This is a genomic window from Syntrophaceticus schinkii (genome assembly GCF_000946815.1).
In the GTDB taxonomy this organism is placed as follows: Bacteria; Bacillota; DSM-12270; order Thermacetogeniales; family Thermacetogeniaceae; genus Syntrophaceticus; species Syntrophaceticus schinkii.
The window spans coordinates 25,979-40,097 of record NZ_CDRZ01000250.1 but is presented as its reverse complement, the minus strand read 5'-3'; the positions used below and the strand labels follow the sequence as shown (position 1 = coordinate 40,097).

At 43.5% G+C, this 14,119-nt stretch carries 15 protein-coding genes; 7 read left to right on the top strand and 8 right to left on the bottom strand.

What is annotated here, in order from left to right; genetic code table 11:
• Positions 1–386: 386 nt before the first annotated feature.
• From SSCH_RS10950 to SSCH_RS10935, 4 genes are all read left to right on the top strand, one after another.
• A complete protein-coding gene (locus SSCH_RS10950) occupies positions 387–863 on the top strand; it encodes a lipopolysaccharide biosynthesis protein (RefSeq protein WP_044665484.1) in 477 nt (158 codons plus the stop codon).
• Between the two features lie 19 nt (positions 864–882).
• The gene (locus SSCH_RS10945; protein WP_044665483.1) at positions 883–1,233 is read left to right on the top strand and encodes a hypothetical protein; all 351 of its coding nucleotides are present in this window, start codon (positions 883–885) and stop codon (positions 1,231–1,233) included.
• A gap of 65 nt (positions 1,234–1,298) precedes the next feature.
• Entirely contained in the window at positions 1,299–1,661 is a 363-nt protein-coding gene (locus SSCH_RS10940; RefSeq protein WP_198142406.1) for a polysaccharide biosynthesis protein, read from the top strand.
• A gap of 131 nt (positions 1,662–1,792) precedes the next feature.
• Positions 1,793–3,673: a hypothetical protein gene (locus SSCH_RS10935; RefSeq protein WP_044665481.1), complete on the top strand. Its 1,881-nt coding sequence runs from the start codon at positions 1,793–1,795 to the stop codon at positions 3,671–3,673.
• A gap of 11 nt (positions 3,674–3,684) precedes the next feature.
• On the opposite strand, the gene SSCH_RS10930 is transcribed toward SSCH_RS10935, so the two are convergent.
• The 5 genes from SSCH_RS10930 to SSCH_RS10910 all read right to left on the bottom strand — a co-directional run bounded on the left by SSCH_RS10930 (position 3,685) and on the right by SSCH_RS10910 (position 8,145).
• Positions 3,685–4,245 carry a hypothetical protein gene (locus SSCH_RS10930; protein ID WP_198142405.1) on the bottom strand — a complete coding sequence of 187 codons (561 nt, stop codon included), beginning with the start codon at positions 4,243–4,245 and terminating at the stop codon, positions 3,685–3,687.
• Positions 4,246–4,285: 40 nt separating this feature from the next.
• Complete coding sequence (locus SSCH_RS10925; protein WP_044665479.1) at positions 4,286–5,278, bottom strand: GNAT family N-acetyltransferase; 993 nt, start codon at positions 5,276–5,278, stop codon at positions 4,286–4,288.
• 1 nt (position 5,279) lies between these two features.
• Positions 5,280–6,365: a polysaccharide deacetylase family protein gene (locus SSCH_RS10920; protein ID WP_198142404.1), complete on the bottom strand. Its 1,086-nt coding sequence runs from the start codon at positions 6,363–6,365 to the stop codon at positions 5,280–5,282.
• Positions 6,366–6,373: 8 nt separating this feature from the next.
• Positions 6,374–7,072 (bottom strand): polysaccharide deacetylase family protein, encoded by a 699-nt coding sequence (locus SSCH_RS10915; RefSeq protein WP_156972245.1) that lies wholly within the window; start codon positions 7,070–7,072, stop codon positions 6,374–6,376.
• A gap of 161 nt (positions 7,073–7,233) precedes the next feature.
• Positions 7,234–8,145, bottom strand: coding sequence for a polysaccharide deacetylase family protein (locus tag SSCH_RS10910; RefSeq protein ID WP_044665477.1), 912 nt, complete (start codon positions 8,143–8,145; stop codon positions 7,234–7,236).
• A 238-nt stretch (positions 8,146–8,383) separates the two neighbouring features.
• On the opposite strand from SSCH_RS10910, the gene SSCH_RS10905 reads away from it, so the two are divergent.
• Genes SSCH_RS10905 through SSCH_RS10895 form a run of 3 tightly spaced genes read left to right on the top strand, consistent with a single transcriptional unit; the run spans position 8,384 to position 11,148 of the window.
• Positions 8,384–9,409, top strand: coding sequence for a lipid II:glycine glycyltransferase FemX (locus tag SSCH_RS10905; protein ID WP_044665476.1), 1,026 nt, complete (start codon positions 8,384–8,386; stop codon positions 9,407–9,409).
• Positions 9,410–9,433: 24 nt separating this feature from the next.
• Positions 9,434–10,522, top strand: a complete 1,089-nt coding sequence (locus tag SSCH_RS10900) for a DUF354 domain-containing protein (RefSeq protein ID WP_044665475.1) — start codon at positions 9,434–9,436, stop codon at positions 10,520–10,522.
• Positions 10,519–11,148 carry a PIG-L deacetylase family protein gene (locus tag SSCH_RS10895; protein ID WP_044665474.1) on the top strand — a complete coding sequence of 210 codons (630 nt, stop codon included), beginning with the start codon at positions 10,519–10,521 and terminating at the stop codon, positions 11,146–11,148. The genes SSCH_RS10900 and SSCH_RS10895 overlap by 4 nt, the downstream gene beginning before the upstream one ends.
• On the opposite strand, the gene SSCH_RS10890 is transcribed toward SSCH_RS10895, so the two are convergent.
• The 3 genes from SSCH_RS10890 to SSCH_RS10880 are packed head-to-tail and all read right to left on the bottom strand — an operon-like array spanning position 11,132 to position 13,856.
• Entirely contained in the window at positions 11,132–11,806 is a 675-nt protein-coding gene (locus SSCH_RS10890) for a PHP domain-containing protein (RefSeq protein WP_052835578.1), read from the bottom strand. The two genes, SSCH_RS10895 and SSCH_RS10890, sit on opposite strands and share 17 nt — an antisense overlap.
• On the bottom strand, positions 11,778–12,845 hold the full coding sequence (locus SSCH_RS10885; protein WP_052835577.1) for an ATP-grasp domain-containing protein: 1,068 nt from the start codon (positions 12,843–12,845) through the stop codon (positions 11,778–11,780). Before SSCH_RS10885 ends, SSCH_RS10890 begins: the two co-directional genes overlap by 29 nt.
• 3 nt (positions 12,846–12,848) lie before the next feature.
• Positions 12,849–13,856: a glycosyltransferase family 2 protein gene (locus SSCH_RS10880; RefSeq protein ID WP_084711113.1), complete on the bottom strand. Its 1,008-nt coding sequence runs from the start codon at positions 13,854–13,856 to the stop codon at positions 12,849–12,851.
• Between the last annotated feature and the right edge of the window lie 263 nt (positions 13,857–14,119).

Here is a 14,119-nt window from a genome sequence, read left to right as displayed (position 1 = left end):
TTATTACCCGGAAGGGGTTTTCATTATTTGTTACTCTTCAATAAAATCTTCAATATCTTCATAAATATTGTCAGATCTTTCAATAGATCCATCACTGGATAACTGCATCTGCATCTTCATCTTCTTCCCAAGGAATCTTCGACTAATCATAACACCGGCCGGTGCAGGTTAATGTTTAGGCAGTGATATACTGCATGTTCGTGGAAAAATCTTTACTAATTATGGCGAAATGAAATCCCTGCTTCAGCATTCAATCACCTGTTATGGAGGGTAGAAAAACGGTTGTTTGACATCTTGCTTTCTAGAATACCCTGAATTAAGTTTCCGAATTATAAACCTTTCAGTTGCCATGCAAATAGTATAAGAATAAACTGAAAGGATATTTTATGAAGATTATTCGGTTTCGAACAATCATAGCGAGATTTTACAGGCAGCTGCGAGACCCGCTCTTTAAAAACTCCTTTTTTTTAGCTTCTAGCAGGATCATCAATATCAGTGTCGGTTTTTTCTTCTGGATGGCAGCAGCAAGAATTTATTCTGTAGGAGATGTGGGGTTAACAACAGCCCTGATTGCCTCTCAGAGCTTGATCACCCTTTTCTCCCTCTTTGGTTTTGACTTCTCTCTCATTCGTTTTCTACCGGCCAGCAACAAACGTAATGTTTATAATACATGCCTTGTGATTACATCAGTTTTTTCCATTATTATTTCTGTCCTTTACATCTCTTGTATTGAGATAATTTCTCCAGAGCTGGTTTTCCTGCAAAAACATAAGCTTGCGGCTTTTTTTTCTGCTTTTCTCACTCTTGAATACCATAACCTTGATCAACGGAAATGCACTTCTTGCTTTAAGAAAGGGGGGTGAGTTCCTGGTTCAAAATATATTGCTGGCCTTAAGAATCCCCCTGCTCTTCATTCTTGCCTCTTTGAAAAGCTATGGAATTTTTGCTTCTATGGGATTGGCTTATTTTTTTTCAACAATGTTTGGAATATTTATGTTAAATAAGTTGATTGGAGTGCATATACAGGCTGACAAACACTTTATCAGGAAGTCCTTTAAGTTTTCCATCTGGAACTATCTTTCTAATATATTGGCCAACGTCCCCTCATTAATAATGCCTGTCATGATTCTCAACCTGCTGGGGGATGCAGAAGCAGCAAAATATTACATCGCTGCAGCAATCGCCAATTTTGTTCTGATCATTCCGGACGCCATCGGCATTCCCTGTTCGTAGAAGGAAGTCACGGAGAAAACCTTAAAAAGATGCTCATAAAATCCGCCTCAGCAATTGCGTTATGCATGGTGCCTCTTGTTATCATGATTTATTTTATGGGGAATACCCTGCTTTGTTTCTTCGGAAAAGACTATATTGAAGCTTACGGGCTCTTAAAACTGCTGGTTTTATCAAGCTTCTTCGTAACAATCTACATGCTGTTTCTGCCTATTCAAAACATCAAGATGAAGCCGCAGAGAATAACTCTCCTCAACAGCCTTCGGGCCAGCCTGCTCCTATCACTAAGCTATACCTTTATCAAAAAGCTCGGCATTACCGGCTACGGGTATGCCTGGATGATCACTTACGGAATACTGGGTCTAGGAGTGGCGGGCATAGCAATAGCTTTATACTTGACACACCGCATAAAGGCGGAAAGTAAAGGGTAGACACCCATACCGGACTGTACCCGCAGGTAATGAAAACAGGAGCGGATGGGAATGTCACCTTTATTTATCCTGTCAATATACTATAGAGCTACTTATAACATGCGCTTGGAAGATAAAAAGGATGTTGTATCTTGAATGAGCGGAATATAAAATTCTTCAAAACCGAAGAGTTGTTAATTTACCTGCTTCCTTTGGCAGCGTTTTTGGGGTTGGCAGTGCCATTGATATTTGGTTATCACAATCTAGTCCTTCTCGGCAGTTATCTGGCACTTCCCATGTTTGTTGCACCTTTAATCTATCTGAAAATTAAGAACATCCAGTTTTCAATACAACAATATGACAACAAATATTTAAGATATCTGTTAATTTGCTGCTATCTTTTCTTTTTATCAGTTTCTCTCTTTCTCCTGGCCATACATGATACCAGAACGATTTTGTATTATCTGGCAGTAACTCTGATGGCAGTATCGGTGTTGCTGCAAATTTTGCTCTTCCATACATCTAAAAAAGATGCACTTATTACCTTGCTGCAAATAATGATTCTGGTTTTAGGTATTATTTGGGGAGTAAACCTAAAATACCATTACTTTATCGGAAGAACCGATTTGTTCGGGCATACCTGGTTGATCCATAATTTACTCAATGATGGTTTTATCGGTAATGAATTTGAAATCTATAAAGCATTCCCTTTATGGCATGTTTTATGTGCTACCTTTATTAAAATATCAGGGATCTGGCTTCCCATCCATAAAACTGCCTTCTTTTTAAATGGGATCATCTATTCACTGATGACAGCCGGTATTTATCTTGTCTTGAATAAAATACTCCATAATAACAAAATTGCCTTATTAGGGGCATTGTTGGCCAGCCTTAACACCGATGTAATTTTTTATGGCATGTATTCTATCCCTAGAAGTGTTGTTTCGTTTTTAGAAGTTATCTTAATTTTATTGTTGGTTGTTCGGGCAACACCGGGAAAAATAATTCTATCAGTCATCTTGACACTTGCCATGGTTGTTTATCATCCAGCATCAATGCCTTTTATCCTCTTGCTGCTGCTACTGCTGCTGCTTATACACAAAACATATTCTTTAGAAAACCGGGGCTATCTGTTATCCTTAAATTATTTCATCTTTGCCATCTGCATAACACTCAGTTATTGGGCTTTTTACGCAGAAAGGCTTTTTCGCACCCTCATTGCAAGCTTTGTTACACCGGCTCCTAAAGGGATTCTTACAAAATCTATTATTCAAACACCTATCCCTGAGTTTTTTAATTATTTACAGTTTACACCACTCCTGATTTTTATGATTATTGGTTCTCTCTGGATACTCCGTTCAGAAAAAGTACCCGGGTTAGGCAAAATTATCTCCTTATTGGGCTTGTTATCGCCCATCTTTACCTTTCCGGGACCCAGCTTACTGTTAAACAGGCTTGCTGCCATGAATTTAGCCAGATTCGGAGAATACTCTTTCATTTTTATTTGCGTACCTGCGGCTGCGGGTCTATACTGCTTATTTTACAGTTGTACAAACAGGAAAATCAAAACAGCGACAATTATCTTATTTGCGATGATGGCTTTCCTTTCTATTTCCAATGATTTCACAGCATCAGATAAACCGCTTATGAAAAGACCATTTTATACATATTATCTGACAGAGCAGGAATGCACTGCCTTTGACCACCTGGCTTCCTGCGCATCGGGCTTCATCATGTCTGATTACGTAACAATCAGATATCTGCTGGCTTCACAATATCAAACAAAAGCCCATATACTGGAGGCCAACTCGCAGAATATGGTATTTTTGAGGCAATCTGAACAAGATATTATCTTAATTAGAAATGAAGAATTAAAAAAGAGGCCCTTGCTGCTTTATTCCTGCACTGGCCCCTTTCAATTCCAACCTACCTGGAGAACATTGGATTATTACTACCAGGATATGACTTTATGGAGCGATCTAAAAAAGCTCAACAAAATCTATGAATCAGATGAAGTTACCGGATTTATTTAAGAGCAGTTCTCCTAGACCCTAAAATCACTACAAAGGGTAAAAAAACCGACCCTTATGTATCTCAGAATTCCCAGCTTCTTAAATCCCGCCTTCTTGATTGTTTTATGAGCTATAGCATTATCCCAGTTTGATGTAACAAAAACCCTTTCTTCGTTTTTAATATTATTCTTACAAATTTGGGTCAGCATATAGGAGCTGATCCCCAGCCCCCGGTACTCCGGAAATGTCCGGCCGTAAAAAACCAAATAATCTGTGCCACCCTCAAATACCGCATGATCAGCAAAGGGGTAGGGGTGGAAGCGGTTTAAACTGGCTACAACGGAATGGGCTACAACGGCATTTTGATGAAATATAAGGTAGAGCTGACACCCTTGACGGAGATAATAAGCAAATTTAACGATTTCTTTCCTGATTTCCGGGCAGCAGGCCTGTCTTTCCAATTCGGCAAAGTCTCTGATAATTTCGCACCTGCATTCAATGCGCGGACCTGGATCCGGCATATCCGCCAGGGCTTCTGCAGACTTGCAGAACACATATTTATTCCCATTGCAGTAAAACCGCTGCTTCTGCAAGGACAACCAGCCAAGGACAACATTTAATACCACTTCTTGCTTATCTCCTCTTGATCAAGTTAAAATAAGCCCATTCTGCAAGCTGTCCTAACTTGTTTTTTTGATTTATTGCAAAAGTCAGTTCCAGTGAAGGGTTAAATTTTGTTTTAAACTGGCATAGATTTTTTCTGTTGGCACCATGCAGCTCAAAGGCCTTAAACCCTTTTTCTTTCGCTCTCTGGATCAGCTTCCAGGTTAAATATTCGTTACTGCGAATGGCATTCGAAAATCTTACAGCTCCCAGCCAGCCAATAAAGATTTTATATTCGTGGGTCATATTAACCCCGATTATCTCACGATCATCATACAGGTAATGAATAACAATATGCTCTGGATAAAGCCTGATTAGGTCTTCAAGATAGGACTTGCTGATGATGGGGAGATGCAAATTCTGTTCTTTGTATCTTTCCTTGAGAAAGTAATACAAAGGAGAGACATCGTTGGACTTAACCAGCCTTAGATACAATTTCTCCCCTAGTTTGATTTCTCTTCTTAGCTCATGTTGAAAGTTGTTCCAAATATTATCCAGCGTTTCAGTCAAATCGAGTATATAGGTGTAACTGGGGGTAACACTGTATTGATTCCAGGTGAAGGCTCTAATATCCAACAAGTTCGGCACCAGGGAGATATGGGTGTAGTGGGGAGATATTTTTGAGATCTGCCGGTGAAATTCATCCGCAACAATATTCAAGAAGTTTTCCTTTTTGTTCTGTTTTAAAGTGGTGTAGTCGCGGCACATGGCGAACCCCAGAAAGGGGACTCCTGTCTGCGGGGGCGGTGAAAACAAAAATTTCAATCCCCTGATCTTCTTATAAAAAAGGGGGATGACGCAGATCAGCGACTCTCCCTTATAAATTCCGTAGGGCAACAGTTCGTAACCTGAATGCAGCTCAATAGTTTTTAGGAAATTCCACTTATGAAATAATAAACCATGAGGACTTTTATCAATAAATTGGTCCCAGCGTGTTTGATCCTGAATTAAAACAAGCCCCACTTTACCACCACCTCCATATTTCCTCTCCAGAAGTCATCCAGGCGTTCTTTTGAGCTCCATATTCGAGAATCTTTTCATAAAGTTTATGGCAGCCGCGGCGGGGTGGGTAATGAAAAGAATTGTTGTGCCAGAGCAAAGTCAAAACACCGTGGTGCTCTGCTGCTGTATCAATCAGTTCTGATACTATTTCCCAGGCATCTTTCTCAGAAGCTGCCAATTCCATCATGGCACAGTCCATAATATTCAAGGGGAGCTCCAAGATATCGATCTCCTGGTCTCTCGCCAGGTTAAAAGGTCTAAAGGGGTGACAGAGGCCATTCCTGAACCCTACCTGATCATTAAAACCAAAGGTGGTGTCATATTTAAACCCCGCCCGCGCCAGGAGCTCCCAGGTTTCAGGAACCAGAAAGCGCAAATAGTGATTCCTGTATCCAAAAACCTGCTTCCCCAGAACTTCTTCCAATTTATTTTTTTCATCCTTGATCCTCTGAAGACTGTCGTATGTATAGTAACCTCCATGCAGCCCTATTTCCCAACCGCTCTCAGCGATATCCCTGATCATGCTTCCAATATCTTCGATATTGTACCTGAACCTGATATGATCTCTGCCTGAGGTCAAAAGATAGAAGGTTGACTTTGCACCGTATTTTGCTTCTAATTCCATAATATCGCGGAAATTGAGAAATGGTGACCTGTTTTTCCCTCTAAATCTCCATGAAAAATATTTTTTCATCTCCTGAAAATCAAGCCGGCCAAGACTATAAGCCGCAGCCAGAAGGTTGTGTATCCAGGTGGGGTATATTTCATCCACATCATGAGTTAAACAGATGGCAAAGTTTTTACCGTCCGGGTGCTGAAAAGCACACGAAGGTCTGCATGACAGGAGCTTAAAAAGAGGGGCTCTCACCTGGCTGGAGTCGAAACCAAATATACGGGCATAAGACATAAATGTCCGTTCATTTTTCCTTCCTGGACTTTGCTGAACAGCCACCTGCTTCCTGTAAAAAAGGGTATCCAAAAGCAGTTCGCTGTTCTCGAATATCTCTTCATCCGATATATCCAAATATCGCTTAACATAAGCCGCCATCTTCCCATTCATAACAAAAACATCACCCTTGTCACCTTTTTTCCTGCATTGTAAGCCAGATCGATGAAGTAGTATGTCAGGTAGTTGATCAGGTTTTTGCTCCATCTTTTCGGATGCGTAAGAATACAGATCTTTTCGAAACCACCACCAGTGATCAGTTCGATCAGGTCACCTGTATGTTTTACCTGAACCGGAGGCATATTAATGGAGCTGACCCTATCCTTGATCTTGTTTTTATTTCTCAGCCATGTTCTCCCACTGTCTGATAAATATAAAAATTGATTGTAATCCAAAGATAGGTAGGGCTCACCAATCAGATCAAAGTGACCCAGTTCGCAATTCTCCCAAATTTTTTTGTTATCGTATTTGGTGAGGGGGTTGCCGTGCATACAGGCAGTTTTGATCTCATACCTCTCCCGCAGCATCGCCAGCTCTGCAGCAAAAAGGCTCAAAGCCCTTCTCGTTTTTCCCCGGGTTTTGTCCAGGGTTTCGTAATGATAGCCGATCTCGTGCCCGTATAAAGCAATCTCATCAATAATGGCAGGGACAAAAACCCTTTTTCTGACTCGGAAATAGTACGTAGCCCTGATGCCTAAATCATGCTCCACTCTCGCCATATCCAGAGCATTTCTGGCATCTTCATCAACATCATGACGCATAATGAGCAAGTGTCCATCCTGGGAGGAGCATTCTAATAACTCTCTCATTGTTAGGACTTGATACTTTGATCCTTTTATAGCTCTACATAACCTTGCATACTGCTCTAATGTAAAATCGAGATAACTTAAAAGCCCCGGCAACTGATCACCCCGTTTCCCCGGATTATCAAGGCACTTTAACCAAGCATCAATCGTCTACATCGCCGGCACTAGCCATTGCTTTCCAGAAGAGCTTCTTTTAAAGTTATTTTTCTTACATGCTGAAATTTTCGCAGGATAGACCTGATTCTTTCCTCTACCACCCTTCCCTTGACAGCCCAATAGAGCGGCCTTCCCCTCCCGGCTTTAGGGAAGCTCTCCAGGGAAATATCCAAGGGATGAAAATAGAACACCGTATGCCCTCTGGCCATGCTCTGTTGCAGGCCCTTTGCAATGATGGAGGAACCAAGAAATCTCAGCATAGGCCCACCTGATGAGGGGATCTTAAAACCGAGCAGATCCAGATATGACCAGGGAAATTCCCAAAAAGGCCTTCCTTCACCAGGTTCTAAAAGGCCACCCACAGGGTGGTAAGGATGAGAGAAAACACCTTTGAGAGCTGAATCGGTTTTGTTATATAAGGAATTCACACACACAGATGAGTCATATTTAAACCCCATCTCTTCCAGTGAATCCAGCATCCATCCAGCAACCAGAACATTAGGAGCGCGGTACCCGATAACTTTCTCCCCACAAGCCGCTTCCAGCATTTCCTTGGCCAGCAGCGTCCGCTCCTCAAATTCACTGCGGCTGATCAAGGGTTCCCTGGTCTCCGGGTGGATCTTGCAGGAATGATCCAAACCATGACAGGCGATTTCATGGCCCCTCTCCACCACCCTCTCCACCAGGCCGGGATAATGATTTAATAGATCAGCTACAATAAAAAAAGTGGCAGTAATACCGAACTCATCTAAAAGATCGAGCACCCTTGCGGTGGGTTCGCTCAAATAATCATAACGGCAGCACCACTTGCCGAAAAAGTCGTCAATACCATCAAATACAGAAAAAGGCGACCCACAGACCGATGGAATGTGATACCAGTCCTCCAGATCAACTGTTATAGATAAACTTGGATCTTGCATGTAATGTGGCCCCCTCTGCTTACCATTCGGGGCCTATTATATTCACAAATAAAGCCCGGTATTCCATCACCTTTCTGCTGATACGTTCCCTAACTTCACCGGGGAAACTACCTGTCTGTATACCTGATAAACCTCTTCAGGTGACTCGAGTAACACACCCAGAATCCCTGAATATCATAATGTGTACGCCTGGTTCCAGCTCTATAAAATAAGCTCAAGCAGCTGAAAGGTGGTAGAAATGATCGAGATCGTTCAGGAAACCGATGAGTCTATATGGAGAGATTTCCTCGCTCAAAAGCCAGAGGCGGGCCTTTTTCATACACCGGAGTGGAGGAAATTTCTCTGTGATACATTTAACTACAGGCCATATTATCTTTTTGCCAAAAATAATTGCGGACAAATGACCGGCCTATTACCCCTTTTTTATATTAAGAGCATTCTGACGGGAAACAGGTTATCTTCACTCCCCTTCGCCTATAGGTGCAGCATCCTAGGAGATCCCGCTTCCCAGTCTGCCTTGCTCACCACAGCGCTGGAACTGGTAGAGGAATTGAAGCCTTCCTACCTGGAAGTGAGAGATTCCCTGGACCACAGTTCTTTTCAGTTCACCGACTGCTACTCCACCTACATTCTCGAATTGTCAAATAACCCTGAAGAGGTATGGAAAACAATTAAAGGCAATGTGCGGAGAAATATCAGACAGTCCCGGAAATATGGGGTCAGAGTAGAAGAGACAAAGGATCCTAAAGCATTAAAAGAATTTTACCGTTTAAACTGCATCACGAAAAAGAGGTTAGGATCCCCCTGCCACCCCTGGAATTTCTTTAAAAACCTCTTTCTTTACCTGGATGGTCATGCTACGCTCTATATCGCCCTCTATAACAGTAAAATCATCGCCGGGGGGGTGATGCTTTCCTTTAATGACCATCTTATTTACGGATACGGCGCCGCAGACCCAGCCTACATGCAGTGCCGTCCCTATAATGCCTTACTGTGGAAAAGCATTGAAGATGCCTGCGTCAGGGGTTACAGGTATTTCGATTTTGGGAGGGTATCTGCCGATAACTCCGGCTTGATTCATTTTAAAAGCCGCTGGGGGACTGTAGAAAAAAAGCTGTCCTATAGCTATTACCCCCAAAACCCTCGCTCACAGATTGTGAACCGGGACGGATTTACCTATCAAATGGCGGCGAAACTGCTGCAGGTGCTGCCACTCTCCATTTATGAAGGGTTGAGCAATTTTGCCTTTGGGCATATCGGGTAAATAGACTTTTAACGAGGGATAAAAATGAAGATAGTAGTGGATATCAATCACCCGGCACATGTACACTTTTTTAAAAATATGATCAAGCAGCTGAGCCAACAAGGCCACGATATCTTGCTCACCGCAAGCGACAAGGACCTTTCCATCAGACTGCTGGAAAGGTACGGCTTTCCCTTTATTAAACTCGGCAGCTACGGAACCTCACTTTTTAGTAAAGCTGTCAATCTGCCGCTCCTTGATTGGAGAATGTATCAAGCGGTCAAGGGACTTGATCCGGACATCTTCCTCGGTGCGGGCTCCATCCGTGCTGCCCACATTTCCAAATTGTTAAAAAAGCCCTGCATCATCTTTGAGGATACCGAACACTCCCGGGAGCAGTATCTTTTGTACGCCCCTTTTGTTGACTACATTTTTACCCCTTCCTCCTTTAAACGCAAACTGGGAAGAAAACAGTTTTTTTATGATGGCTTTCATGAGCTGGCCTATCTGCACCCAAACTCTTTTACACCAAATCCGGAGGTCCTGAAAGAAATAGACATCAGTGAGCAGGAGATATTTTCTATTGTCAGGTTTATCTCCTGGTCTGCCAGCCATGACATCGGCCAGCACGGCATCAGGGATAAAATTAAGCTGGTGAAGACCCTCGAAAGATATGGGCGGGTTTTCGTTGTTGCAGAAGGCAAGGAGGATCCCGCATGGGAGAACTATAATATCCGGGTCGCTCCGGAAAAGCTGCATCACTTGCTCTACTATGCCAGCCTCTATCTGGGAGAAGGGGGCACTACCGCAGCAGAAGCAGCATTACTGGGGACATATGCCATCCATGTTTCCACTACTGCCAAACACTGCGGTATCTTTACTGAGCTGCAAAAATACGGGCTGCTGGATTTCTTTGATGCTGAAGTGGAAGCCCTGCCGAAAGCCCTCGAAGTTCTCAAGAGTCCAAACTTAAAAATTGAGTGCCGGCAGAAAAAAAACAGGTTAATTAAAGATAAGCTGGATGTGACCATGTTTAAAGTTTGGCTTGTGGAAAACTTCCCAGGAAGACATAAAAAAATATCTCCGATCAACCGGAGTACCTGGATATATTTAAAGGCGGGGGAAGATAAATGAGGGCACTGATTCTATCACCACATACCGATGATGCTGAATTGGGGTGTGGAGGGCTGATCACCTGGCTCATCGAAAAGCAAAGCCCTTTACTGTGGATAGTCTTCTCCACCGCAGAGGAATCCCTTCCCGAAGGTTTACCAAGAGATACTTTAAAAAAAGAGTTCTTAAATGTGATCAGCGGCCTTGGATTAAATGAAACCAATTATCAAATATTTAACTATCAGGTGCGCAGACTGCATCACTACAGGCAGGAGGTCCTGGAAAACCTGGTCAAGATCAGGGATACATTTAAGCCGCAGCTGGTTGTAGGCCCCTCCCTCAACGACTTTCATCAAGACCACCAGACAATAGCCAATGAAATGATCAGAGCATTTAAAACAACAGCCAGCATCATCTGCTATGAACTGCCCTGGAACCACACCGGGTTTCATACCCAGCTTTTTGTTCCTTTAACAAGGGAACATGTTCTCAAAAAGTATCAGATGCTGTCCAAATATCACTCCCAAATAATTCAAAACAAATCCTATTTTTCTGAGGAGTTTATTTTCGGATTGGCGAAAACCCGGGGGGTGCAGTGCAATGCAGAGTATGCCGAGGCCTTTGAGGTGATCAGGTGGCTTTTATAGCTGGCACTGCCCAAGTGCAGCATTCATCGAGGTCGGCAAGTGAATGGGCATCAAAACCCCTGATCAACAGCTGCACGGGGATCGATCTCATCAAGGAATCAGACAGCAGGTTTTCTCTTAGATTAACCTCAACCAGGACCCCCTGTCTGATTGCAGCGGCAGCCAGGTTGTGTAAAAGAGAAAAACTTCCGGAGAGGAGTCCCGCTTTTTTTAAGAAACGCCCGGGGTGCACCCAGACCCTGATCTTGTCCCTCCATTCTGGCGAAGAAAATAGATTCTGCAGCGATTTTTGATATAACTCTCTGTCTTTCGGGAAAGAGTGACAGGCAAAACAGATAAGCGGAACCCTGGATGCCACCTCAGGTGCAATATCCAGCTCCCCTCCAGGCAGAACTTTTGCCTCCACACCTGCCCAAATATCCAGGCCAGGATAGCAGATCCTGGCCTTTTCAATATCCGCAAGAAATGTGTTGAAATCATAGGAAGGGTTTTTTCTGATGTGTTCGGTAAAAATCAGCACCTCAAAGGCATGATCAACCGCCCACTTACAGTAGTCATTCACTGTACACTTTCCGTCGGTATAGCTGGTATGCAGGTGAAAAAGGCATTTCTTGTTTAAGATCACCTCTTTAAACTTTTCCGATAAGCCTGCCGTCAATGACCCCTACCCCTCCCCAATAGCGAACAAACCTCATGCCATCTTCAATATCAACAGCATCCACTGCTGCCGGCACACCCAGAGCCTCCATCACCGCATAATAGATGAGGTTGAACCCGGCCATCACACTGGCCACCATAGTCCCCTGAACCCTGGGGTTACATTCCAACAGCTTCGGTATACCATCACTGGACACTTTAAACTGAAACCCGAAGCAGTACTTTAAATTTAGAGCCACAGCAAGCCTGGTAGAGTATTCGATCAGATCCTTTCTCAATTCGACTTCCGCATCAAAGGAGATGCCACTTCTGATGCTGCGCCTTTTTCTCGGTATCACCACAGTTATGCTTCCCCTGAAAACATCGATTGTATATTCCTCACCAGGAAGATAATCCGAAACAATCAATTCCGGCCATTTACCCCTGCTCAAGATCTGTACCAGGGAATCCAGATCTATTTCCGAGCCTTCGGGTTTGCTGTTCAATAATTGATCAACACCCAAACTCTCCCCGGACAGTATCCTTAAACCCCGCATCCCATGGGAGATCCTCGGTTTGACAACTGCTTTTTTGCGTGGATAGCCGAGCAGCCCTGCTGCCTTCCTTAAAGTTGTTTCAGAATCAGTGAGGTAATAACGCGGGCAGGGAATATTTATCTGTTTCGCCTTTTCCAGCAGCAGGTATTTATCGTTTGCAGTTTTAATGCTAACAGTCGGAGAAACAACAACCTCAACCCCCAAACCTCTGAAATGATCCATATGTTCTGCAAGGATGAAAATTTCTCTCGTGGTCTGAGGGATAATGATATCTACATCTTCATCCCTGATGATCCTTTCCAGACTCCGAATGTAGTCATCTTCCTCCGGAGATGGAACTTGATAAAAGCTGTCGGTTAAATACTTCCCCACCGCATCCCCGTTAATATCGGTAGAAATAATGCGAAATCTTTTCCTCTCCGGATTTTCTCGCAGGGCATAGACAGTTCCAGCAATACCCGGCGCCCCAGCACCTGTAACCAGCACAACAACATCTGCCATCATCCTTCACCCCCTCCCCCTCTCCCCCCGGAACCTGGCTTGCTTTTTGCTTTCGACATCTAGTTCAGTTGTCTCCATCTCGGGAGAAGCCATCAAATCATAAACCATACCAAATAGTAAAAACTGGGTGCCTGCTGCCAGCAGCAGCAGGGAAAGAACACCCCTGATAAACAGCGGCCCCTCAAGTACAAAAAAGTGATAAAGTGCATTCACACACCCCAGGAGCCCCAGGGGTATCAGCAAAATGCCCATCAGGTAGAAGAGAACAAGCGGATGGAATTGAAGAAAAAGATACTTGACACGCAGCCTCCAAAAAAACTTGCGCAGCAGCAGCCAGGATACACGGGGAATATAGGTGCTGTAGCGTATCTTTGACTTCTCCCTGCCGTATCTGGCAGGCATCGTAATATCCATTACCCTGAAGCCGTATGCATTCAGCTTCACCAGCAGGTCATTACAGTAACCATACCAGGGATAGATACTCTCAGGTGAGAAGCGCTGGAAAACCACGCTGGATATGGCTGTATACCCGTTTTGGGGGTCTGACAGATGCCAGTATCCTGACCCAATTCTCGTCAGAAATGTGAGCAATGTGTTGCCGAAATACCGCCATTTGCCCATTCCATCCCGATGCCCTCGGTATAACAGCCTGTTTCCCTTTGTGTAATCAGCTCTCCTTTCAACAATGGGATCCAACAGCCCGGGCAGCTCCTCCGGATCCATCTGGTTATCCCCTGCCATCACTGCGATAATATCTACCCCTTCCGCAATGGCCTCCTGGTAACCCGTGATGATTGCCGCCCCTACCCCTCTGTTCCTTTCATGCCTCAAACAAACAAATCTCCCCTCAATTTCCTGCAGCTTTTCTATTACTGCACCGGTTCCATCTGTTGAGCCATCATCAACAGCATAAATCCGATCTACATAACTGGGAATTGCCACCAGAGTTTCGTGAATCAACTCCCATTCATTGAAAGCAGGTACCACAACCCCAATTAAATGACCTCGATACATCGTTTTACTCCTGTATAATCGTTGATTTTCCCAAATCCGATAATACATATGGCTCGCTCGAGGTTTTAGCAACTCTAGACTTTTCCACAATGGCAAGTCAACATACCTAACTACTACAATATAAACGGTTTTTCCCTTGATACTCTCCACAAGCAGTGAAGTTTGATCAGTTGCTTAACCCAGCTTATGCCATTTTGTAATTAACAATATATAGGCTATGAAATACACTGAAATATGTTCCAAATCTATGATAAAAAGTTAAA